23 protein-coding genes and 1 riboswitch are annotated in these 20,242 nt (G+C 46.0%); of the genes, 9 read left to right on the top strand and 14 right to left on the bottom strand.

Annotation, left to right across the window (positions count from 1 at the left end):
* Window positions 1-47: 47 nt before the first annotated feature.
* From spoVAE to spoVAC, 3 genes are read right to left on the bottom strand one after another with little or no spacing between them, the layout of a single operon-like run.
* Complete coding sequence (gene spoVAE / locus ACDZ28_RS16555) at window positions 48-398, bottom strand: stage V sporulation protein AE (protein ID WP_036675923.1); 351 nt, start codon at window positions 396-398, stop codon at window positions 48-50.
* A 2-nt stretch (window positions 399-400) separates the two neighbouring features.
* On the bottom strand, window positions 401-1,432 hold the full coding sequence (spoVAD, locus tag ACDZ28_RS16550) for a stage V sporulation protein AD (protein WP_339289825.1): 1,032 nt from the start codon (window positions 1,430-1,432) through the stop codon (window positions 401-403).
* Entirely contained in the window at window positions 1,429-1,932 is a 504-nt protein-coding gene (spoVAC, locus tag ACDZ28_RS16545; RefSeq protein WP_042125365.1) for a stage V sporulation protein AC, read from the bottom strand. The genes spoVAD and spoVAC overlap by 4 nt, the downstream gene beginning before the upstream one ends.
* A 517-nt stretch (window positions 1,933-2,449) precedes the next feature.
* Here spoVAC and ACDZ28_RS16540 point away from each other — a divergent pair.
* Window positions 2,450-3,523 (top strand): M42 family metallopeptidase, encoded by a 1,074-nt coding sequence (locus ACDZ28_RS16540; protein WP_042125363.1) that lies wholly within the window; start codon window positions 2,450-2,452, stop codon window positions 3,521-3,523.
* 77 nt (window positions 3,524-3,600) lie between these two features.
* Here ACDZ28_RS16540 and ACDZ28_RS16535 read toward each other — a convergent pair whose 3' ends face one another.
* The 3 genes from ACDZ28_RS16535 to ACDZ28_RS16525 form a co-directional block, all read right to left on the bottom strand.
* Entirely contained in the window at window positions 3,601-4,500 is a 900-nt protein-coding gene (locus tag ACDZ28_RS16535) for an aldo/keto reductase (RefSeq protein WP_375105246.1), read from the bottom strand.
* Between the two features lie 133 nt (window positions 4,501-4,633).
* Window positions 4,634-4,948, bottom strand: a complete 315-nt coding sequence (locus ACDZ28_RS16530; RefSeq protein ID WP_042125359.1) for a multidrug efflux SMR transporter — start codon at window positions 4,946-4,948, stop codon at window positions 4,634-4,636.
* On the bottom strand, window positions 4,949-5,293 hold the full coding sequence (locus ACDZ28_RS16525; RefSeq protein WP_042125357.1) for a multidrug efflux SMR transporter: 345 nt from the start codon (window positions 5,291-5,293) through the stop codon (window positions 4,949-4,951).
* A gap of 86 nt (window positions 5,294-5,379) precedes the next feature.
* A riboswitch (guanidine-I (ykkC/yxkD leader) is annotated at window positions 5,380-5,488 on the bottom strand.
* Window positions 5,489-5,636: 148 nt separating this feature from the next.
* On the opposite strand from ACDZ28_RS16525, the gene ACDZ28_RS16520 reads away from it, so the two are divergent.
* Together ACDZ28_RS16520 and ACDZ28_RS16515 are read left to right on the top strand one after the other, a co-directional pair.
* On the top strand, window positions 5,637-6,569 hold the full coding sequence (locus tag ACDZ28_RS16520; RefSeq protein WP_375105245.1) for an MBL fold metallo-hydrolase: 933 nt from the start codon (window positions 5,637-5,639) through the stop codon (window positions 6,567-6,569).
* Between the two features lie 88 nt (window positions 6,570-6,657).
* Window positions 6,658-7,029, top strand: a complete 372-nt coding sequence (locus tag ACDZ28_RS16515; protein WP_375105244.1) for a hypothetical protein — start codon at window positions 6,658-6,660, stop codon at window positions 7,027-7,029.
* 58 nt (window positions 7,030-7,087) lie between these two features.
* Here ACDZ28_RS16515 and ACDZ28_RS16510 read toward each other — a convergent pair whose 3' ends face one another.
* The 6 genes from ACDZ28_RS16510 to ACDZ28_RS16485 all read right to left on the bottom strand — a co-directional run bounded on the left by ACDZ28_RS16510 (window position 7,088) and on the right by ACDZ28_RS16485 (window position 10,261).
* The gene (locus ACDZ28_RS16510) at window positions 7,088-7,504 is read right to left on the bottom strand and encodes an HIT family protein (protein ID WP_375105243.1); all 417 of its coding nucleotides are present in this window, start codon (window positions 7,502-7,504) and stop codon (window positions 7,088-7,090) included.
* Between the two features lie 318 nt (window positions 7,505-7,822).
* Window positions 7,823-8,041 carry a hypothetical protein gene (locus tag ACDZ28_RS16505; RefSeq protein WP_375105242.1) on the bottom strand — a complete coding sequence of 73 codons (219 nt, stop codon included), beginning with the start codon at window positions 8,039-8,041 and terminating at the stop codon, window positions 7,823-7,825.
* Window positions 8,042-8,303: 262 nt separating this feature from the next.
* Window positions 8,304-8,981, bottom strand: coding sequence for a hypothetical protein (locus ACDZ28_RS16500; protein ID WP_375105241.1), 678 nt, complete (start codon window positions 8,979-8,981; stop codon window positions 8,304-8,306).
* Window positions 8,982-9,159: 178 nt separating this feature from the next.
* Entirely contained in the window at window positions 9,160-9,522 is a 363-nt protein-coding gene (locus ACDZ28_RS16495; RefSeq protein ID WP_076119391.1) for a rhodanese-like domain-containing protein, read from the bottom strand.
* Entirely contained in the window at window positions 9,522-9,935 is a 414-nt protein-coding gene (locus tag ACDZ28_RS16490) for a rhodanese-like domain-containing protein (protein WP_375105240.1), read from the bottom strand. The genes ACDZ28_RS16495 and ACDZ28_RS16490 overlap by 1 nt, the downstream gene beginning before the upstream one ends.
* Window positions 9,936-9,940: 5 nt before the next feature.
* A complete protein-coding gene (locus ACDZ28_RS16485) occupies window positions 9,941-10,261 on the bottom strand; it encodes a rhodanese-like domain-containing protein (RefSeq protein WP_042125346.1) in 321 nt (106 codons plus the stop codon).
* A 101-nt stretch (window positions 10,262-10,362) separates the two neighbouring features.
* Here ACDZ28_RS16485 and ACDZ28_RS16480 point away from each other — a divergent pair, with 101 nt between their 5' ends.
* Window positions 10,363-10,647 carry a helix-turn-helix transcriptional regulator gene (locus ACDZ28_RS16480; RefSeq protein ID WP_042125344.1) on the top strand — a complete coding sequence of 95 codons (285 nt, stop codon included), beginning with the start codon at window positions 10,363-10,365 and terminating at the stop codon, window positions 10,645-10,647.
* 6 nt (window positions 10,648-10,653) lie between these two features.
* Window positions 10,654-13,209 (top strand): FAD-dependent oxidoreductase, encoded by a 2,556-nt coding sequence (locus ACDZ28_RS16475; protein WP_076119385.1) that lies wholly within the window; start codon window positions 10,654-10,656, stop codon window positions 13,207-13,209.
* A 162-nt stretch (window positions 13,210-13,371) separates the two neighbouring features.
* On the opposite strand, the gene ACDZ28_RS16470 is transcribed toward ACDZ28_RS16475, so the two are convergent.
* Together ACDZ28_RS16470 and ACDZ28_RS16465 are read right to left on the bottom strand one after the other, a co-directional pair.
* Window positions 13,372-15,183 carry a fibronectin type III domain-containing protein gene (locus tag ACDZ28_RS16470; RefSeq protein WP_375105239.1) on the bottom strand — a complete coding sequence of 604 codons (1,812 nt, stop codon included), beginning with the start codon at window positions 15,181-15,183 and terminating at the stop codon, window positions 13,372-13,374.
* A 71-nt stretch (window positions 15,184-15,254) separates the two neighbouring features.
* Window positions 15,255-16,367, bottom strand: coding sequence for an exosporium glycoprotein BclB-related protein (locus ACDZ28_RS16465; protein ID WP_375105238.1), 1,113 nt, complete (start codon window positions 16,365-16,367; stop codon window positions 15,255-15,257).
* Window positions 16,368-16,529: 162 nt separating this feature from the next.
* On the opposite strand from ACDZ28_RS16465, the gene ACDZ28_RS16460 reads away from it, so the two are divergent.
* The 4 genes from ACDZ28_RS16460 to ACDZ28_RS16445 all read left to right on the top strand — a co-directional run bounded on the left by ACDZ28_RS16460 (window position 16,530) and on the right by ACDZ28_RS16445 (window position 20,184).
* Window positions 16,530-18,008 carry a ParB/RepB/Spo0J family partition protein gene (locus ACDZ28_RS16460; RefSeq protein WP_375105237.1) on the top strand — a complete coding sequence of 493 codons (1,479 nt, stop codon included), beginning with the start codon at window positions 16,530-16,532 and terminating at the stop codon, window positions 18,006-18,008.
* Between the two features lie 301 nt (window positions 18,009-18,309).
* Window positions 18,310-18,663, top strand: a complete 354-nt coding sequence (locus ACDZ28_RS16455) for a hypothetical protein (protein WP_375105236.1) — start codon at window positions 18,310-18,312, stop codon at window positions 18,661-18,663.
* Window positions 18,656-19,363, top strand: coding sequence for an antirestriction protein ArdA (locus ACDZ28_RS16450; RefSeq protein WP_375105235.1), 708 nt, complete (start codon window positions 18,656-18,658; stop codon window positions 19,361-19,363). Before ACDZ28_RS16455 ends, ACDZ28_RS16450 begins: the two co-directional genes overlap by 8 nt.
* A 29-nt stretch (window positions 19,364-19,392) precedes the next feature.
* Entirely contained in the window at window positions 19,393-20,184 is a 792-nt protein-coding gene (locus tag ACDZ28_RS16445; protein WP_375105234.1) for a DUF6674 family protein, read from the top strand.
* The last annotated feature ends 58 nt before the right edge of the window (window positions 20,185-20,242 follow it).

Here is a 20,242-nt window from a genome sequence, read left to right as displayed (position 1 = left end):
TTGCCGTCTTTTCAGACGACAACCGTTTCAAATAGAATCATACTTGGCTAACCCTTAGGACGTACTACTAAAGCAGCCAAAAAGGAGAACACAATAGCTGACGAAATACCCGCACTAGTAATATCAAAAATCCCCGTAACTACGCCAATCCAGCCATCTCGTTCCAGCTCTGTTAATGCACCGTGGACCAAGGAATTCCCAAAGCTTGTGATTGGAATAGTTGCACCAGCACCTGCGAACTTCACTAGCGGATCGTATATTCCAAAAGCATCCGCAATCGCCCCGGCAACTACTAATGTACTCATGGTATGTGCAGGTGTCAGCTTCAATACATCGAACATCAGCTGCCCTATAACGCAAATGGCTCCTCCAATCAGAAAAGCCCATAAGTAGATCATCATTATGCTTCACCTCCACTTTCTATCGCAACAGCATGAGCCACACACGGAATACTCTCTCCTTGCTGATAAGACAGAGGGGATAAAAGTGCACCCGTTGCGACTATTAGCACCCGTTTAAGTTGACCCTTTTTTAAACGTTTAAGAATATGGCCATAGGTTACAACCGCTGAGCACCCGCAGCCACTTCCTCCAGCGATCACATATTTCTGTTTCTCCAGGTCGTAAATGAGCAGACCGCAATCATCAAAAGTAGTTTGCTCCATAGGAATTCCCTCTTTAGCTAACAGGGTTTTGGCTATAGGTAAGCCTACAGATGCCAGGTCTCCGGTAACAATTAAATCATAGTGCCCGGGCGATAGGCCTGTATCCCGAAAGTGCGCAGTAATTGTATCCGCCGCCGCGGGTGCCATAGCCGTACCCATATTAAAAGGATCTGTCAAACCAAGATCCATAATACGTCCAAGTGTGGCTGAAACCACGACTGGATGGTTACCAGAGCCGTCATTTTGACCTACTACAGCACAGCCCGAACCTGTAACTGTATATTGTGCTGTCGGGGGTTTCTGCGAACCATATTCCGTTGGATAACGAAACTGCTTCTCCACTGTACAGTTATGGCTGGATGTTCCCGCGAGCACATACTTACTGCCTCCAGAATCAACAATCATCGAGGCAATCGCAAGGCTTTCCATAGAGGTAGAGCAAGCGCCAAAGACTCCGAGATAAGGCACGCCCAATTTTCTCGCCGCGAAAGAGCTGCTGATAATCTGATTCATCAAATCTCCGCCGACAAAAAACTCAAGCTGTTCTTTATCGATCTTCGCATTAATCAACGCCAGCAGGGAAGCCTTCTCAAACAGAGCGCGCTCAGCCTTCTCCCATGTCTTCTCGTCCATTTCCAGCGTATCAAATATAAAATCAAAATCTGAAGCTAAAGGACCTTCTCCCTCCTCTGGCCCAACTACTGCGGAAGAACCTAAAATAACGGGACGGTTCGTGAACTCCCAAGTTTGACTACCAAGCTGTTTCATGTATGTGCACCTCCACCTGTGCCCAAGATGAGATAGACGATCCCAATGATGAAAGCAGCGACAGCACCAAATACAATGACTGAACCAGCTAGCTTAAACATATTGCCGCCTACACCAAGTACAAGGCCCTCAGCGCGGTGTTCTAAAGCTGCAGAGCACATACTGTTTGCGAACCCCGTAACTGGAACTGCAGTTCCAGCACCAGCCCACTGAGCCATCTTGTCGTACACACCAAAGCTGGTCAGGATTACAGAGAGTAGGATCATCACCGCTACTGTCGGACTGGCGGCTTCCTTGGAGGTCATATCGAATATGGCCATAAAAGCCTCCTGAATACCTTGTCCAATAACACAGATTATGCCGCCTGCAATAAACGCTCGTATGCAGTTCTTAAATACGGGCCTAGCAGGAACAAAGGGCTTGGACAATTTCTCATAATCTTGTGGAGTCAGGGTGTCAAGCTTCAGCTTGACACCAGATTTCTTAGTTTTCGCCGGCATTGAGGCACCTCCTGAAAGTTAGGCGAAGGGGGCTGACAAGCATCATTGTACTCACTTTAAAGCCCCTCAAGTTGTTCTTCGCTTAGAAGTTTTCCTTATTGTTTGCCATCCTCCGCTTCGTTATGTCCCTCCAGTTCAGGAAAAATACAGTAACACAACAATCAGCAATAAGAAGAGCACAAAAATAAGTACTGCTTCTCTTTCCCTTGGATTGTGGCGCCAGTATCTTCTGCGCATTCCGCTTACTTGAAGGCTTTTACTAGAGAATCCTCCCTGCACCCTTCTTTTGGGTACGCTACCCGCTACCCTCATTCGTCTTCGCATCCTTTCTAAGGCTCCTGCCACCAAAGCCTCTAATGCATAGTATTCGTGGAGCTCGTGCCCGGTGTTCAATGTCTCTAATCATGGACAAGTGAGCTCAGAATGTTCATACTAGGTTGAAGGAAGAAATAACGATGCCATCCATTATGGATAACATCCGTTTCTCGTAGAAATATAAGAATTGGAGTGAATTCATATGAATCAAGAAACATTGGACATGTTTAAAACACTTACCGAATTTCCCTCAGCCCCAGGATTTGAGCGTGAACTCCGCGCTTACGTCAAGGATGCTATGACTCCTTATACTGATGAGTTCGTACAGGATCGTCTCGGAAGTTTGTTCGGCGTACTGCGCGGCGAAGAGAACGGACCAAAGATTATGGTCGCCGGGCACTTTGACGAAGTAGGTTTCATGGTAACTGGAATTACTAACACCGGGATGATTCGTTTTCAACCCCTTGGCGGCTGGCTTGCCTCTGCTGTTGCATCCCAGCGCCTACATATCATTACACCTAAAGGAACGCTGACCGGTGTTGTTGGCAGCACGCCTATCCATTTGCTAAGCAACGAAGAACGCGGCAAGACTGGTGAGATAAGCAAAATGTATATCGATATCGGTGCAGACAGCCGTGAGGAAGCAGAAAGCTTTGGCGTTAGACCAGGCCAACAAGTTCTGCCTATTTGTCCGTTTACCCCTCTTGCTAATCCCAAAAAAATCTTGGCGAAAGCTTGGGACAACCGTTACGGCGTAGGTCTCGCCATTGAACTAGTTAAAGCATTGCACGGTAAAAAGCTGCCGAATACCGTTTTTGCTGGTGCCACTGTACAAGAGGAAGTAGGCTTGCGGGGCGCGCGTACTGCGGCTAATCTCCTGTCACCGGACATCTTCTTCGGTCTGGACGCGAGCGCTGCTGCCGATATGACAGGCGACAGCCAAGCATTTGGCCACCTGGGTAAAGGAGCTCTCCTGCGCATCTTTGATCCTACGATGGTTACACATCGCGGTCTGATTGAATATGTACAAGATACAGCGGATACCCACCGGATCAAATATCAGTACTTTGTTTCTCAAGGTGGAACAGATGCGGGGCAAGTTCATGTTAGTGGAATCGGCGTTCCTTCTGCTGTAATCGGAATATGCTCCCGCTACATACACACCGCTTCATCAGTGATTCACAGCGATGACTACGATGCTGCTAAAGAGCTTCTGATCAAGCTGGTAGAAGGTCTTGACCGGACTACGTTACAGACGATTATTGAAAACAGCTAATCGCATAAGAAATAAAAAAGAAGCCCTCAAACACTTTCGCAGTGAATGAGGGCTTCTTTTATGTGAAAAGCGCTTATTTAAATCATATCCAGCGGCACTTTCCAAGACGGTATTGGGAAAGCTTCATCCAGCTTCCAAATTTCATCCTTACTTAGGGTAATCAAGCCTGCGGCAGCATTCTCAATGACATGTTCACGGGAAGAAGCTTTTGGAATAGAAAAAATATCCTCTTCACGCATTGTCCAAGCTAGCATAATCTGAAGCGGAGTTGCATTATGCGCACTGGCGATTTCCTGAACGACTTCACTCTCGATCACTCCTTTTCGGAGTGAACCTGCTTGAGCAAGCGGTGAGTAAGCCATTACCGGGATCTTGTGGCTTCGTTGCCATGGCAGCAATTCAGTTTCAATTCCTCTGGACCCTAAATGATATAGAATCTGATTGGTAGCACAATGAGTTCCTCCAGCAATACCAAGCAGTTCTTTCATATCGTCGACATCGAAATTGGATACACCCCATCTTGCTATTTTTCCTTGAGAGACTAGTTTCTCCATACCTACAACAGTCTCTTCTAGTGGAATATCTCCCCGCCAATGCAGCAGATAAAGATCCAGATGATCTGTATTCAAACGTTTCAGGCTTTCTTCACAACTGCGGATAAGGCGCTCATTCCCGGCATTATGTGGATAGACTTTTGACACCAAGAAAACTTGATCCCGAATACCTTTGATAGCCTCACCCACTAAAAGCTCCGAGCGCCCGTCCCCATACATCTCAGCCGTATCTATTAAATTCATGCCTAGTTCCACGCCTAATCGCAGGGCAGCGATCTCTTCCTCCCTGCGGGAAGCGTCATCGCCCATATTCCAAGTTCCCTGCCCGATTCTGGAAAGTGACGTTCCATCTGGAAGCAGCATGCGGTTAGATTGGTTCATTCTTGCGATTTCAGCCAAATGTTCGATTGAATCCTTAGTCATATTAAAAATCCCCTTATTGAAGTATTGTATACTTACTTTATACGACCTATAAGAACCTTTCTAAACATCTGAATCGTGTCTAAATTTTAACTAATCTCTCTTTTGTAGAGAAAAATTACGAATGAATCCCAAACTAAGCTATCAGTTTTAGTCCCACAGCGGCCCCCAGAATCATAATAATACAGACGATCCGGCGCCAGTCTTTGGCCTCTCCATACAATATCATCCCCAGAATCGCTCCGCCGGATGCACCGATTCCTGTCCATACCGCATAAGCTGTTCCCATCGGCAGACTCTTCATAGCTAAAGACAGAAACAGAAAGCTTGCTCCGAAACCAAGAAAGAGCAGCGCGAACGACAGGAAATTCCGGTGTTTATTCAACCTATTAATCATAGCTACTCCAAACATTTCAAATAAACCAGCAACAACCAGAAATACCCATGCCATTTAAGACTCCCCCTTTACTTCGGCTTCTTTGGTCACCATTTTCAATCCTATAACGCCTGCCAGCAAAATAACCACTAGAACCAGCTTCATCAACTTGAACGGTTCTCCGAATAAAACCATGTCCGCAACTACTGTACCTGCAGTTCCTAGACCAACAAACACGGAATAAACCGTGCCGACCGGCAATTTAGTACTCGCTGAAATCATCACATAGAAGCTTATTATTATAGCTACCACAGTTATCAGCCACTCCCACATCGTGGAGGCATGCTTCAAGCCGATGACCCACATGACCTCGAAAACAGCTGCACCAACTACCTTTAACCACTCTGAATTGTTCTTCATTCCAAGCCCTCCTTCAATTCACTAACTTTATAATTGCCCACGAAACAAACAAATAAGCCCGGAAGGTCATCGTCATTTATAACGATACCTCCCGGGCTTTTATCCCTCCGTGTAGACACGAACGATGTTGTTCGTGCGTTTTCCCTCGGACCAGACCAGCTGTGCACCAGCTGCGGAACCCTAGAAAACAATAACTATTAAGTTACATCGTATGGTAGCAAATCGGGGTGATAAAATCAACCTTTTCTAAATAAAAAAAGAACAATCTCACAGCGATCCATTCCATAAAATTGTAAAATAGCAAAAGTATTGATGCTTGATTCCCTATGAAAAGAGGTTGATCATGTTTCACTCCAGACATTTTAACTGTGTACCGCTAGCCGAAGGAATTTACGTCCTTGAAGCCAAGGAGCAAGGCGGAGCCATGAGCAATGCAGGATTAATAGATATGGGCGACCACACATTGATTTTCGACACGTTCAATACTCCACAAGCAGGTAAAGATCTTAGAGAGGCTGCTTTATATTTTTTTAATCAACCCATAAAATACATCATCAACAGTCATTGGCATGGAGACCATGTTAGAGGAAACCAACACTTTTCGGAGGAACTAATAGTATCTTCTAGTACTACAAGAAAGCTCATGATGAAGACTCAACCTGAATGGCTCAATCGTATGAGGAACCTTCTCCCTAACCTAGAAGAAGACATTCTTAAACTAAACGCTTCTCTTGATCACGATACTTTGAAACAAAAAGAACTGTCCTCTGAGCTTTCCTATCTACTAGAAATCAAAGAGTCCATACTAACACTTAAAGTGACGCTGCCTCAGCTGACCTATGATCGAAAAATAACCCTACACGGATCAGCGAGAACTGTTGAACTCTTATCGGTGGGTGCAGCACATACTGATTGTGATACAATTCTATATTCACCTTCGGATTCCATCGCTTTTGTTGGAGATATTGTCGCCGTTCATAATCATCCACTCCTAGTAGATGGTGACCCTATATCATGGTTGGAGGCACTTACTTTCATAGAGAATTTAAAAGTAGACCTGTTAGTCCCTGGACATGGACCTGCTGCTTCTAGCCCTTATATCCAACAAATCAGACAATATATAAATGATCTAATTAGCATTAGTAAACAAATGGTTCTGGAGAATGCTCTGATCGACGTGAATGATATAGAAATTCCTGAGCCGTACCTTCACTGGAAGTTTGGCAGTATTTTTTATCGAAATCTTGAGTTTCTGATCAAAACAGCTAATCGCTGATTCCATTCCCTTAAATCCATCTATTCGATATTATGGTACAATTTTAAAAAGCACAGCTTATAATGAACAACTGGGAGGGCGATCAATAGTGGTGTTTGGAATCCTGTTTATTGGAGTTGTTGTATTTATTATCATACAGGCCGTAGTTCGCAATGGTTCAAGCAGCTCGAACAGCAACAGATTTGAGGGGAATAGACGTGATGATGCGGCCAGTATGTCTTTTATGGCAGCCAGCCATCCAGATCTATTAGATCCAAATAACCCGAATCACTCTAATCACTCTAATCACTCTAATCACTCTAATCACTCTAATCACCACCAACATCATCACCATCACGGTGGCGACTCCCATCATCATTCCGGACATGACAGCGGGCATAGCTGGAGTGGGGATAGCGGGCACAGTAGCGGGGGAGATTTCGGTGGAGGAGATTCTGGCGGCGGTGGCGGATGTGATTAGTGCGCTCTGTTTAAAGAAAAGGGCATCCTGATATTGCTTCAGGAATGCCTTTTTATGTTTATTGCTTTTTTAATACGTTAAGAATCTTTGCTTGCGTGTGACTTAATAACTTCTCAGCACCGTGCGGGTGTAGTGGTTCACTCCAAGCGAATCCATCGCCTTCGTATCTAGGAATGAGGTGCATATGGTAATGGGTCAAATCATTAAACTTTCCGCCATTTTGGCATATGCTTATGCCATCCGGTTTGAACAATGTTTTCAGAACGACTGATAACTTCTTCGACCCATCCATAATCGCATACGAAGTCTCTGAATCGATTTCTTCGAGATCCCAGTAATGCTTTTTAGGAAGGATCAGAATATGCCCTTCGTTAAACGGAGCGATATCTAGTACACAAGTAATAAATTCATTTTCATATACTACTTTTACGTTAGGCTCAATTCCATTAGCAATCCGACATCCCAAACATTCCATATTGCACACTCCATCCTATATCTAAGGTCATGTCATTAAAAGCGATCCAAGCTCCCTCTTTTACCGGATGTACGGAAGCTCCGCCTGCTTTGCATTCGTCCAAAAATACACACATTAGTGTTGTTATACAAATTACGGGAAGGAATGATATCCTCTTCGCGTGTTCTCCATTTTCGATGCAATATTGCTCTCGTGTAACATCCCAGAATGATTTTTGTACCTCTTTCACCCACTTCTCGCCCTTCAGGGGCGATATCTAGGGGATTTTTGTACCTCTTTCGCCCATTTCTCGCCTTTCAACCGATATCTAGGGGATTTTTACACCTCTTTCGCACATTTCTCGCCTTTTAGCCGATATCTGGGGGATTTTTGTACCTCTTTCGCCCATTTCACGCCTTTCAGCCGATATCTAGGGGATTTTTGCACCTCTTTCACCCATTTCTCGCCTTTTAGCCGATATCTAGGGGATTTTTGTACCTCTTTCGCCCATTTCTCGCCTTTCAGCCGATATCTAGGGGATTTTTGCACCTCTTTCACCCACTTCTCGCCCTTCAGAGGCGATATCTAGGGGATTTTTGTACCTCTTTCGCCCATTTCTCGCCTTTCAACCGATATCTAGGGGATTTTTACACCTCTTTCGCACATTTCTCGCCTTTCGGCCGATATCTAGGGGATTTTTGCACCTCTTTCACCCATTTCACGCCTTTCAGCTAATATCTAGGGGATTTTTGTACCTCTTTCGCCCATTTCACGCCTTTCGTCCGATATCTAGGGGATTTTTGTACCTCTTTATGAAAGCTTACCATAGCTGATCATCCTTAAAGGAATGCTTATATTCATATCGGCAAACTCTACCACTCTTCTCCAAAATTATAGGACTAAACTTTCCTTTATTACAGAGAAGACTCAAACCTTTTATAGCCGTACGCTTGTCTATCCCAAGCTCCTTCACCAAATCAACCGGCCGAATACAACCATTCGAACGCACAGCAATCCGCAAAATATCACGCTCCAGTCGGCTGAACTCCTCCTTCTCTTCCAGTTTCAATACGAGGTACGGCATCAGCAACGGCCGAAGCAAAGTAATCGTAAGTTCAGGACTTGCTTCCAGGTCATCATAAGGAATCGCCACCACCCGATAACCCGCGATTTGCAGATAAGTCTCTCGATTTAGCTCCTGCCGATAGCGCGTTCTGTCTGTATTTTGCACATGCGGGCCGTAGCCCTTTACTTCAAACGCAAATTTCACCTGCCCAGGTTTCCACACAAAATCAATAAAGTAGGGCCTGCTGCGCCAATCCAACACTTCATATTCAGGATGGAGGTCATTAAGATGACCCATCATAGGCCACCATACCTTCTCCAAAAACATCCGCTCACCATGGCCATGTCCCCGCTTCAATCTCCCCCTCCTTTCTCCCGTCCTTCGACTCATATGCTCCTCTACCCACTTACGATGTTCCTCCGCAAATCCCATACGTCACCCTCCTCCTCGACATAAAAAAATCCCGCACCCAATATGGGTACGGGACGTGCTTCGTCCTATTAATCAAAAGTATAGTATTCGCTTCCTGATACTGTCAATAACACTCTACATTCAACGTTAAAGCAACCTAAGTGAGCCTATCCTCAATATAAAATGAAATCCACTAAGCCTACCTCCGACCCAACTTCCCATCCCAGCTACTTACCCCGCCCTGCAAATGTGCAAGTCGAGTATATCCGTGCTTACTTAGAATCCGCGCTGCACTTTTGCTTCGCATACCACTGCGGCAGTAGAGTAGCACATCCCGATCTTTCGGGATTTCCCCTAGTCGCTGCTCCAGCTGGGATAATGGGATATTTTTCGCCCCCCGAATAAATCCACTCTTGTATTCATCCGGTTCGCGTACATCGATCACAAGCTTTGTTTTAGATTTATCCATTTCACTGCGGAATTCAGCCGGCTTCAATGTTCTAACACTTGCGCTTGTGCTTTTACCAAATCCGAGACGGGACATCCATGAGCTTAAATCCATTATCCTTCACAACAACCTTTCACAGAAATGTCGGAGAGCGTTCTTTTGTTCCCTAAAAAATCACCGTTTACCGCATATAACTTTCGAAAACCCTGCTTATTAAGAATTCTCGCAGCTTTGTTTCTTTTATAATAACTATCTGCAAGAATTAGGACCGAATCGCCTGGGGATAGACAATGCTGCCATACATAAGCTAGCCGCCCAAGCGATATATTTATCGAACCACGGATATTGTTCTTCTCATAATCTACGGCATCCCTCACATCGAGCATTTTCATGTCCAATGATTGATCTGCTAATTCGCGAACGTCGCGTGCTTCCACAAATGAGAGTGAACGGACAGGCCAAGCGTAACGTAGGACCCGCACAAGACTTATTACTAATAGAACAAATAGTATGATCCGAACCGTCATGGCTATTACCCCCGCACCAAAAAATCATCCGTCCAAGCACCTAATCCACCCGTCATGTTCACAACATTGTATCCCTTTTCGCTCAGCAGCTCACACGCCAGTCCACTTCGACCACCACTTAAGCACATCACAATTGTCTCTGCATTAGGATCTAGTTCATCTATACGCATTAACAGCTGTCCAAGCGGAATATGCTTAGCACCGATCACATGTCCCTCCACCCATTCGGCGGGTTCGCGTACATCCAGCAGCGTAGGAGCTTCTCCATTCTTCAGACGTTCCGCCACTTGCTGAGGAGTAATTTCCTTTGGAATTTTAAAAGCCATCGAGCATCTCTCCTTCTCTTTTGTAAAAATAACTTGATTTTCATATCACTATATCATAATATTACGATATAAGGATATTGTAAAGCGAGGAGTTCATAACCATGGACAAAAATTTTAAAGCCTATAACCAAACCGCCGAAACCTTAAAGGCTATCGCTCATCCCGTTCGCTTATGCATCATTAAAGGACTGCTTGAAAAAGGCAGCTGCAACGTTAGCTTCATGCAAGACTGTCTTGACCTTCCACAATCTACGGTATCACAGCATTTACAGAAGCTTAGATCCCTAGGCATTGTCGAAACCGAACGTAATGGACTGGAAATTAACTATTCTGTTAAAGACGAGAAGATCAAACATCTAATTCAGCTATTTTTAGGGGAGGACTAAATCATCATGAGTAAAAAAGTACTGATTGTCGGAGGAGTTGCAGGAGGCGCATCAGCCGCCGCCAGGCTTCGGAGATTAGATGAAGAGGCTCATATTGTAATGTTTGAGCGTGATCCGTACATTTCTTTTGCCAATTGCGGACTACCTTATTATATCGGAGGTTCCATTCAGGACCGTTCCAAGCTGCTGGTGCAGACACCGGAGGCGATGCATAAACGGTTTAACATCGATGTTCGGATTCAAAGCGAAGTGGTGTCTATCGACCCTGTGAACAAGAAAGTGCGAGTAGAAAGTAAAGAAAAAGGCTCCTATGAAGAGAGCTATGATGCGCTTATTTTATCACCCGGTGCTAAGCCAATTCGTCCGAATCTACCTGGTATCGAGAGTTCCAAAATTCACATGCTGCGCAACATTCCCGACACTGACAAAATCAAAACCAAAGTCGCAGCCGAAGGCACTCGTTCAGCCGTTGTGATTGGTGGTGGATTTATCGGTGTTGAGATGGCTGAGAACCTTAGAGAAGCTGGACTGGAAGTATCCTTGATCGAGGCGGGTCCGCAAATCTTAGCTCCGTTCGATCCTGAAATGTCTTCTATTTTGGCAAAAGAGCTTGATGAGCATGGCGTTAATCTTATTTTCTCGGATATGGTTCAAGGGTTTGCAGATGTTGGTGAACAAATAGAAGTTCAATTGGCAAGTGGCACGGTGCTGCAAAGTGATATGGTTCTGCTGGCTATCGGCGTTTCGCCGGATACCTCTTTCCTGAAGGATAGTGGCTTAGAGTTCGGTCCACGCGGGCATATCTTGGTCAACGAGCGTATGGAGACAAATTTGGATCAGGTTTACGCTGTCGGTGACGCGATCGAAGTGGTGGATTTCGTAAACGGAACTAAAACCGCCATTCCATTAGCAGGCCCTGCCAATAAACAAGGTCGGATTGCAGCAGACAACGTTAGCGGTCTAAACACTACTTATAAAGGTTCCCAAGGAACTTCCATTATCAAAGTATTTGGAATCACTGGTGCTTCTACCGGCAATAACGAAAAAACACTACAGCGTTTGGGCTTACCTTATCACGTGATTTACGTACATCCAAGCTCTCATGCAACTTATTACCCTGGGGCAACTCCGATTTCTATGAAGCTGATCTTTGATCCAAATGGTACGGTGCTAGGAGCACAAGCTGTCGGTTACAGTGGAGTAGATAAACGTATCGACGATATCGCCACAGTTATTCGGTTCAGAGGTACGGTCACTGATTTATCGGAATTGGAGCTTTCTTACGCCCCTCCTTATTCTTCCGCTAAAGATCCGGTGAACATGTCTGGCTTTGCCGCTGAAAATATTTTGCAAGGCATGACCACGGTATTCGTTCCAAAGGATTTAGAAGGACGCGACAAGAACAACACCATTTTAGTTGACGTGCGTTCGGAAATCGAACATGCCAACGGCCATATTGAAGGCTCGATTAACATCCCTGTAGATGATTTGCGTGGTCGTCTAAGTGAGCTTGACCCTAGTAAAGAAATTTGGGTGTATTGCCAAGTTGGACTTAGAGGCTATACGGCTTCCCGGATTTTGCAGCAAAAAGGTTTCCGTGTGAAGAATCTGACGGGCGGCTATAAGACGTACCAACTGAGCAAATTTACTCCTACGAAAAAAGATATCTCAGCGCCAACCACTACGATTTCAGCAGCCAGCAAAGAGATTGCAGCAGCGGGATCTGGGTCAGCTACGGCGTCTGGATCAGCAATGGCGACGGCCACGAGAAATGAAAATGGGATTCCCGTATCCGCACCAGCCAAACAAGAATTAGATTTAACACCTGATTCCGTGCTTGATGCTTGCGGACTATGCTGTCCCGGGCCGCTGATTCAAGTCAAGATGAGCATGGACCCGCTCATGGACGGACAAATCTTGAAGGTAACGGCTTCCGATCCGGGATTCTATGAAGATATCAAGGCATGGGCTCGTATGTCTAAGCACACGCTTTTGCAATTAACGAAGCTGCCTACGGGCATGATCGAAGCTTATCTGTGCAAAGGTTTGAGCGAAGAATCCGCACTAGCAGGAACACAACCCGTCCAAACTAGTAACGCAAGTACGATGGTTGTGTTCAGCGGGGATTTGGATAAAGCGATTGCTTCCTTCATCATTGCTAATGGAGCAGCCTCCAGCGGCAAAAAAGTAACGATGTTCTTTACCTTCTGGGGCTTAAACATTATCCGCAAGGATGAGAAAGTACCTGTGAACAAAAATTTCATCGGAAAAATGTTCGGAGCGATGATGCCACGCGGCAGCCGGAAGCTAACCCTTTCCAATATGAACATGATGGGCATGGGCTCCAAAATGATTCGTTCTGTAATGAAGAACAACAATGTCTCTTCTTTGGAAGAGTTGATTCAGATGGCTGTCGACCAAGGTGTCGAGATCGTTGCCTGCCAAATGTCTATGGACCTTATGGGCATCACCCGTGAAGAACTGATCGACGGCGTAAAAATCGGCGGTGTAGGGTATTACCTCGGTCAAGCCGATCAATCTAATCATAATCTATTTATCTAAATTGTTATCATTAAAGAGACTCCTCTATTTATATAGAAGAGTCTCTTTTTTTAGCCACAAAGACATTTGCTTTCAAATAACAAAGCAGAGAGTTTTCTCTTTCGACATACAAAAATAGGGAATTCCCTGCCACTTAGGCATGGAATTCCCTACTCTTCAAATTCAATTAGTTTCTTCTACAAGTGAAATTGTAACCGGATCAATGACATTAGTATAAGTGCCGTCACCAAGCTGGGCTAGTCCATTGTAACCCCAAGTCAGCAAGGCTCCCTCTTCGCTAACCGCTCCGCCGCTCATATAACCTGCACTAATAGTAACGATACGACTGCCAATATTGAGCATTGACGCGATAGAACGCTCTGACTCAGCTCCACCACCGAGTTGACCCTCGTTGTTCGCTCCCCATAGCCATACAGTTCCGTCCCTCTTCAGCGCTATGCTGTGCAAGGCGCCAGCGGATACGCTGATCACTGAGCCAAGATCCACCGCTTGAACGGGAGTATAATGATCTTCGGTTGTCCCATCACCCAAAATCCCCTTGGCGTTCGTTCCCCAGCTCCATACGGTTCCGTCCTTTTTCACTGCCATGCTGTGGTAGAAGCCGGCAGATACGGACGCAACGCCGTTTAATTCAGCAATCTGCACGGGAGTCGAGCGATCAATCTTTGTGTCATCGCCGAGTTGACCATACGCATTGAACCCCCATCCATAAACCTGACCCTCGCGGCTAACCGCTAGATTATGAAAGGCTCCGGCCGAGATTGATGCTATTGGCTCCAAACCTACAACCTGCACCGGTAATGTGCTATCCTCGTTGGTACCATTTCCAAGCTGCCCATAAGCATTAAGTCCCCACGCCCACACCGTTCCATCGGACAATAACGCTAACGAATGCTGCTCACCCGCTTGAACCGCTACGACATGCGCCAATCCAGGCACTTGCTGCGGCATAAGCTGGGACTCCACCGCACCATTACCCAGCTGGCCCACATTATTGCCTCCCCATGTCCAAACCGTTCCGTCCGTCGCAAGTGCGATGGAATGGTCTTGTCCAACGGATGCGGCACTTATCTCCGGCAAACCAACAATTCGCACAGGCTTATTACGAGTAATGGTCGTACTATCACCGAGCTGACCTTTCCTATTATTGCCCCAAGCCCATACGGTACCATCCGGCTGGATAGTCAATGTATGGAAGGAATTCCCGTTGCCCATGCTCATAACCGGACCAACCACACTTACATCATCAAGTGTACTAACCTTCAACTCGTTACTGAATGCTGATTTATTCCCCGCTTCGTCTATAGCTTGTACTAAAAAGGTGTACTCTTGTCCAGCCTTCAAGTTGACGGCCGAGTAGACTGTTGTGCTGACCGTTACTTCTGCCAACAGATTAGAGTCCTGATATAGAACATATTCCGCAACTCCCACATTATCATCGGATGAACTCCATGCCATGCTAATACTATCCGATGTGCGACCGATAAGACTTAACTTAGGGCTACTCGGCGGTTCTTGATCGGCTAGTGGGAGTTCCTCTTCTTTCGTTGTCGGAGATTGTGCTTCTGCTGGAAGCGTATTTGCGATTAAAGGGAGACTTGTTTTTGATACAGGTCCAGATAAATTTACCGCTTGGACCGTGAATGTATAGCTCCGCTCAGAAGCTAATCCCTTCACCGTATACTCCGTTAACCCATCTGAATTAAAGGTGTAGACCACATCGGTCACGCTAGAATTGGTCTGCTCCGCTAGGCTTACCTTATAACTCACATCGGAGTCAGAGCTTCCCACTACGGCATCCCAGGTAAGGCCGATGCTTGTGGAGGTTGTAGCGCTAACTGCCAGATTCGCCGGTGCAGCCAGCAGCTTTACCTGTTCAAAAGCACGTCCTTTTGCATACCCCGTAGACGGAAATTGAATGACGAATGGAAATATAAGAACTAACACCAACATTAAGCTCAATCTTTTTATCAAAACTAGCTTCCTTGCCATATTTTCTCACTTCCAATCAAACAAGATGGATGATTCCAACCCTAAATATTGAATTACTTAATTTCAATTCCGGCGCTGGCATAACCTGTTACTGAATTTATCAAGCTTAGACCGGCAGCTGTAGAAGTGAATACTAGCATTAAGCGATCACCAGCCTGAACAGCAGCATTTAATCCTGTTGCTGATCCGGTACTAATAGATCCGATAGATATTATTCCTGTAAAACTAGGCGCCAAGGATACTGCTGCACCACTAATAGGAGTAAAACTATTGCTGTTACTACCCGCTTTATACATTTGTGCTTGAATGTTTACGGTTGTGCCTACTAAAGACATTGCTGTAGTTGTACTGAAGAAAGCATAAATCGAAGTAATCGTACCATTACGCGGAACGACAAACGCCAGGTTAAGATTCGAACCATAATTTCCAGTCAAATCTATTGTATTACCTATTATGCTAGCTCCTGAGTACGAATTGCCAAATCCGAGCATTGCCCCTGTGCCGGTTAATCCCCCCGGGATTGTCGTTACGGTAATTGGTGCTCCGGAAGAGAATGGAATTATTGTTGATGCGCCTGATGCGCCAGCTGCCCCGGTTGCCCCGGTTGCTCCTTGAATGCCTTGGACTCCCTGTGGTCCAGTTGCTCCGATTGCTCCAGTCGGTCCAGTCGCTCCAACTGCTCCAGTTACACCGTTAGCTCCAGCCGCCCCGGTTGCTCCGGTTACTCCTTGAATGCCTTGCACTCCCTGTGCTCCGGTTGCTCCTTGAATACCTTGGACTCCCTGTGGTCCAGTTGCTCCGATTGCTCCAGTCGCGCCGACTGCTCCAGTTACACCGTTAGCTCCAGTCGCCCCGGTTGCTCCGGTTGCTCCGGTTGCTCCTTGAATACCTTGGACTCCCTGTGGTCCAGTTGCTCCGATTGCTCCAGTCGGTCCAGTCGCTCCAACTGCTCCAGTTACACCGTTAGCTCCAGCCGCCCCGGTTGCTCCGGTTACTCCTTGAATACCTTGGACTCCCTGTGGTCCGATCGCTCCGGTTGCTCCGGTTGCTCCAGTCGCTCCAACTGCTCCAGTTACACCGTTAGCTCCAGTCGCCCCGGTTGCTCCGGTTACTCCTTGAATGCCTTGGACTCCCTGCGGTCCGGTTGCTCCAGTGGGGACTGTCATAATAGGAAAACTGCAAAAAAGCCCGGTATACGGGCAATAAAATAAAATTCGAGCTATCACATTACACAAAATGCCGCCCCATTGGACAAGCTGGGCGGCATTTTTGTATCTGGATAGCGACACTTCGGGTCAAGTTGACCCGTGTTAAAGGAGGTAAAGCAAATGTCAAAAACGGAGCCGGAAAAGGCAGACACAGTAAAAGGTATTCCTGAGAACGAAACTCCTGCCAAGGAACAAGGAGCTACCGTTAAGGTGGCACAAGCAACTGAAAAATCCTCTATTCCTAAGATGAATGTAGAGACATCCGCTCCAACGAAAGATACCGTTTCAAAAGAGCAGCAAGAGGTAAAATCCCAGCCGCTTTCTTTTAACGGTCAAGGACATATCCCCACTTCTGGAGATATCGTTGTACCTTTTGAAAAAATTAAAGAAATGGCCGCTAAGAAGGAACCCGTAAAGGAATTAGAACAAAACGGTTCGCGTGATAAGAAAACAGCGGATAAAGCAGACCCAAAAATCCAAAGTGCCCAACAGGATAAGGAAAAACCGCTTGAAGAAGCCAAGCAGCAAAGTAAGCCCAAGACCAGTCCGAGAAAGGCTGCTAAGAAAGTGGATAAACAGCCCTCCCAGCCTACGAAACCAAAGGCAGCGTCAAAAACGGTAACACCGAAGGGAAAAACTGAACAAGAACAAACCATTGGAATTAACTCTGAATCCAGTAAATCCAATGCTTCTAAGCAAACCGTACCTTCCGCTTCCGTGGAAGCAAAGGAAGCACCACAGCCAGAAAAACAGGAGCAAATTGTATATGTGAAGCTTTCCGAGCTTCATCCGTTTAAGAATCATCCATTCCAAGTCCGCGTTGACGATGAAATGTCAGCCATGGTCGCCAGTGTGAAGGATAAAGGCGTTACCCAGCCCGCTATTGTGCGCCCCCGCGAAGAAGGCGGCTATGAAATCGTTTCAGGACACCGCCGCCAAAAGGCCAGTGAATTAGCTGGCATCGCGGACATTCCTTGTATCATCCGCAACTTGACGGACGAGCAAGCCATTACGCAAATGGTAGAGGACAATACCAACCAGCGCGAAAGTATTCTTCCGAGTGAACGTGCAAAAGCATTGGATATGCAATTGGAAGCTATTAAACGACAAGGTGCGCGAAATGGTAACGGGCAACGCTCCAATGAAGTTGTAGCTGAACGCAACAAAATGACCGTGAAGCAAGTACAGCGCTATATCAAGCTGAATTCGCTGGTGCCTGACCTAATGAAAATGGTAGATGAGAAGAAAATTGCCTTCACTCCTGCTGTAGAACTTGCGTTCATTACACCGAAAAATCAAAGTTATATTGCTATCGCCATTGAGGGGCAGCAATCGTCCCCCTCTCTCTCGCAAGCCCAACGAATGCGTGACCTTGACCAAATGAAGCTCTTAAAACCCGATGTGATTGATGGCATCATGCTAGAAGAAAAAAAGGAGGTTGACAAAGTGATTATTTCCAGTCAAGAACTGAGCCAATATTTCGGTAAAGAGAAAACCCCTCGTGAAATGAAAGATACCATTATTAAGCTGCTGAATGAATGGAAGGAAAAGCAACCAGAGCTTGCCAAACCGGAGAAGAAAACAGAAAAGGAAAAGTAAGGACTTCGGGCCAAAGTGACTCGAAGTTCTTTTTTTGCGGGGCTTTGCCCCACACCCCAAAGCTCTAAGGATAGTTGATTATCCCCGTCGCCAATTTAGAGATAGCATAGCAGGGAAAATCGGTCAAGAGCTTGCCGCCGGAGGCGGTGCTTCGCACTCTTGACCGATTTCTCCCGGCTATGCTTTAAGGGTGTCAAGCGACGGGGATAATCATCCTTTGAGCCGCTCCCTTTCCAAGATTGGAAAGGGCGGGGGGATAGGTTGATGTTGTATGTATTTTAAAACGGAGGTGCTTTTTCACATGAAACGACCTTTAGCATATATTACTGCCGCGTGGAGTGGCGATCACCATACAGATAACCAGCAGGCCGTGCAGTATTGCCGCGCCGTTTACGATGCCGGGTTTTCACCCATTTGTCCGATCTTGTATCTCCCGCTGTTCCTAAATGACGCGATCCCGGAAGAACATAAAAGCGGCATTGACATGGGTCGTGATCTTCTGCGCCGCGCCCATGTGCTTGTCGTGTGCGGTAGCGATATTGACGAGGATGTCAAAAACGATATTGCTGTTGCCGGACGCTTGAAGATTACAGCCACTACATTAGAAGGAATTTTGATTGTGAAGACACAAGGCCGAGTGAAAGACCATGATTGAAGCCTTTGTGACCAATCTTGGACGATACAACGAAGGGCATTTGATTGGGGAATATTTGAAGTTCCCCTCCACTACCCAAGATGTACAAGAACTCTTCAAGCGTATTGGTGTCGATGGAGTACGTTATGAGGAAATCTTCATCACGGATTATAAAACCGCTATTCCGGCTCTGCGTGACTATTTGGGAGAATCAGAGAGCCTTGATGAGCTGAACTATCTCGCTTCCCTACTGGAAGACTTGCCAGAATGGGAAACCGAAAAGTTTGCCGCCGCGCTAGAACTTGGCGAGTTCAACAGCGTCAAGGACCTTATTAATTTGTCAGAAAATCTGGACTGCTATGCCTTCATTGATGGGATTACAAGTGAAGAAGATTTAGGTCGCTATTACATCGAAGAATTGGGCGCGATGGAAATACCCGATCATTTACAAAGCTATATCGACTACGAAGCTTACGGCAGAGATGTGTGCATTAACGAAAATGGCCTCTTTGTCAATAACGGTTATGTACTGCGGACAGAGGATAGTTTCCGTGAATTTTATAGTGGCAGAAACGATCTACCCGAGCAACATCGAATTTTCGCTTATCCGAAATCTGAAAAGGCTTCTATTCGCGACACCCTCAAGCAATATCAAAAAAAGCTAGAGAATGAGCCAAGTCCAGGTAAAGACCGTCCCTCTTCGACCATAGAAGACCGATAGGCTATTCCAAATAGAAAGGAGAACTCACAGTGCCTAGACGTAAAGCACCGACAAGCGCACCTATTTTGAAGGATAACCAAGTAAAGGAACTGCTGACGATACTGCGGGATAATAACCTCCCATCAACCGCAGACTTTCTTACCGTTTTGAATCAGATGAGTGCCATGGAACGGCAGCTTGATGCAGCGGTTAAAGAGCTTGCCGCTGTGCGACAGGAGTTAAAAACCGTGCAAGAGCAGAATCATCCCGTAAAAGCAGTCTTATTGAAAACAAGCAACGCTATGCAGAGTCAGGTCTTTAACTTACGTGAACAGCTTTCCAATCTGAAACAGACGTTCATAGAGGGTTGCAAACAGGCTGTTGCCGATTTTAAAGAAAAGGGCGTATCTACTTTAGACAATACCATGCGCTTCTTTAAAATCAGACCTGCATTGGAAACCATGAAAGATAATCTCGACAAATGGATTCAACTTAGCGACAAAGCCATTGTCAAAATTGAAGCCATCAGCACCGAATATCATCAAGCCGGAAAGCATTTAAAAAACATGGGCCGAGCCGCCATGGGGAAAGAAGCGATTGAGGAAGTAAAACAGCCCGGCAGGCTGGCAAATGCTATTTCTGCTCCTTTTCGTATGGAGCGTTCTCATTTTACCAGTTTGAAAAAGCAGGTGGAGCAAGCGATTGGAGCCGTTACCCGATTGGAGGAACGGACTGCGGAGAAAAAACCTTCGATTCGTCAAGCTATCGAAAATCATCATGAGAAGAAGAATAAAGAAGCACCTGCTATGGAACGGCCCCGCTCTGCTCATGTGGAGCGATAACCAACATCGGGTCAAGTTAGCCTTTATTGAGAAGGGATGTGATATAATGTAGATTATT

The organism is Paenibacillus sp. RS8 (assembly GCF_041956825.1).
Taxonomy (GTDB): Bacteria; Bacillota; Bacilli; order Paenibacillales; family Paenibacillaceae; genus Paenibacillus_AQ.
Note: the sequence above shows the minus strand (reverse complement) of the source record. Positions and strands in the feature narration are given on the sequence as shown.

Bases quoted from the DNA above. Each gene is read 5' to 3' on its own strand.
- ACDZ28_RS16535 (WP_375105246.1), bottom strand. From the start codon at position 4,500: ATGACTAAGGATTCAATCGAACATTTGGCTGAAATCGCAAGAATGAAC.
- ACDZ28_RS16490 (WP_375105240.1), bottom strand. From the start codon at position 9,935: ATGACGGTTCGGATCATACTATTTGTTCTATTAGTAATAAGTCTTGTG.
- ACDZ28_RS16485 (WP_042125346.1), bottom strand. From the start codon at position 10,261: ATGGCTTTTAAAATTCCAAAGGAAATTACTCCTCAGCAAGTGGCGGAA.
- ACDZ28_RS16450 (WP_375105235.1), top strand. From the start codon at position 18,656: ATGATTGAAGCCTTTGTGACCAATCTTGGACGATACAACGAAGGGCAT.
- ACDZ28_RS16480 (WP_042125344.1), top strand. From the start codon at position 10,363: ATGGACAAAAATTTTAAAGCCTATAACCAAACCGCCGAAACCTTAAAG.
- ACDZ28_RS16465 (WP_375105238.1), bottom strand. From the start codon at position 16,367: ATGACAGTCCCCACTGGAGCAACCGGACCGCAGGGAGTCCAAGGCATT.
- ACDZ28_RS16520 (WP_375105245.1), top strand. From the start codon at position 5,637: ATGTTTCACTCCAGACATTTTAACTGTGTACCGCTAGCCGAAGGAATT.
- ACDZ28_RS16530 (WP_042125359.1), bottom strand. From the start codon at position 4,948: ATGGCATGGGTATTTCTGGTTGTTGCTGGTTTATTTGAAATGTTTGGA.
- ACDZ28_RS16500 (WP_375105241.1), bottom strand. From the start codon at position 8,981: ATGGGATTTGCGGAGGAACATCGTAAGTGGGTAGAGGAGCATATGAGT.
- ACDZ28_RS16495 (WP_076119391.1), bottom strand. From the start codon at position 9,522: ATGGATTTAAGCTCATGGATGTCCCGTCTCGGATTTGGTAAAAGCACA.
- spoVAC (WP_042125365.1), bottom strand. From the start codon at position 1,932: ATGCCGGCGAAAACTAAGAAATCTGGTGTCAAGCTGAAGCTTGACACC.
- ACDZ28_RS16460 (WP_375105237.1), top strand. From the start codon at position 16,530: ATGTCAAAAACGGAGCCGGAAAAGGCAGACACAGTAAAAGGTATTCCT.
- ACDZ28_RS16455 (WP_375105236.1), top strand. From the start codon at position 18,310: ATGAAACGACCTTTAGCATATATTACTGCCGCGTGGAGTGGCGATCAC.
- ACDZ28_RS16475 (WP_076119385.1), top strand. From the start codon at position 10,654: ATGAGTAAAAAAGTACTGATTGTCGGAGGAGTTGCAGGAGGCGCATCA.
- spoVAE (WP_036675923.1), bottom strand. From the start codon at position 398: ATGATCTACTTATGGGCTTTTCTGATTGGAGGAGCCATTTGCGTTATA.
- ACDZ28_RS16540 (WP_042125363.1), top strand. From the start codon at position 2,450: ATGAATCAAGAAACATTGGACATGTTTAAAACACTTACCGAATTTCCC.
- spoVAD (WP_339289825.1), bottom strand. From the start codon at position 1,432: ATGAAACAGCTTGGTAGTCAAACTTGGGAGTTCACGAACCGTCCCGTT.
- ACDZ28_RS16510 (WP_375105243.1), bottom strand. From the start codon at position 7,504: ATGGAATGTTTGGGATGTCGGATTGCTAATGGAATTGAGCCTAACGTA.
- ACDZ28_RS16525 (WP_042125357.1), bottom strand. From the start codon at position 5,293: ATGAAGAACAATTCAGAGTGGTTAAAGGTAGTTGGTGCAGCTGTTTTC.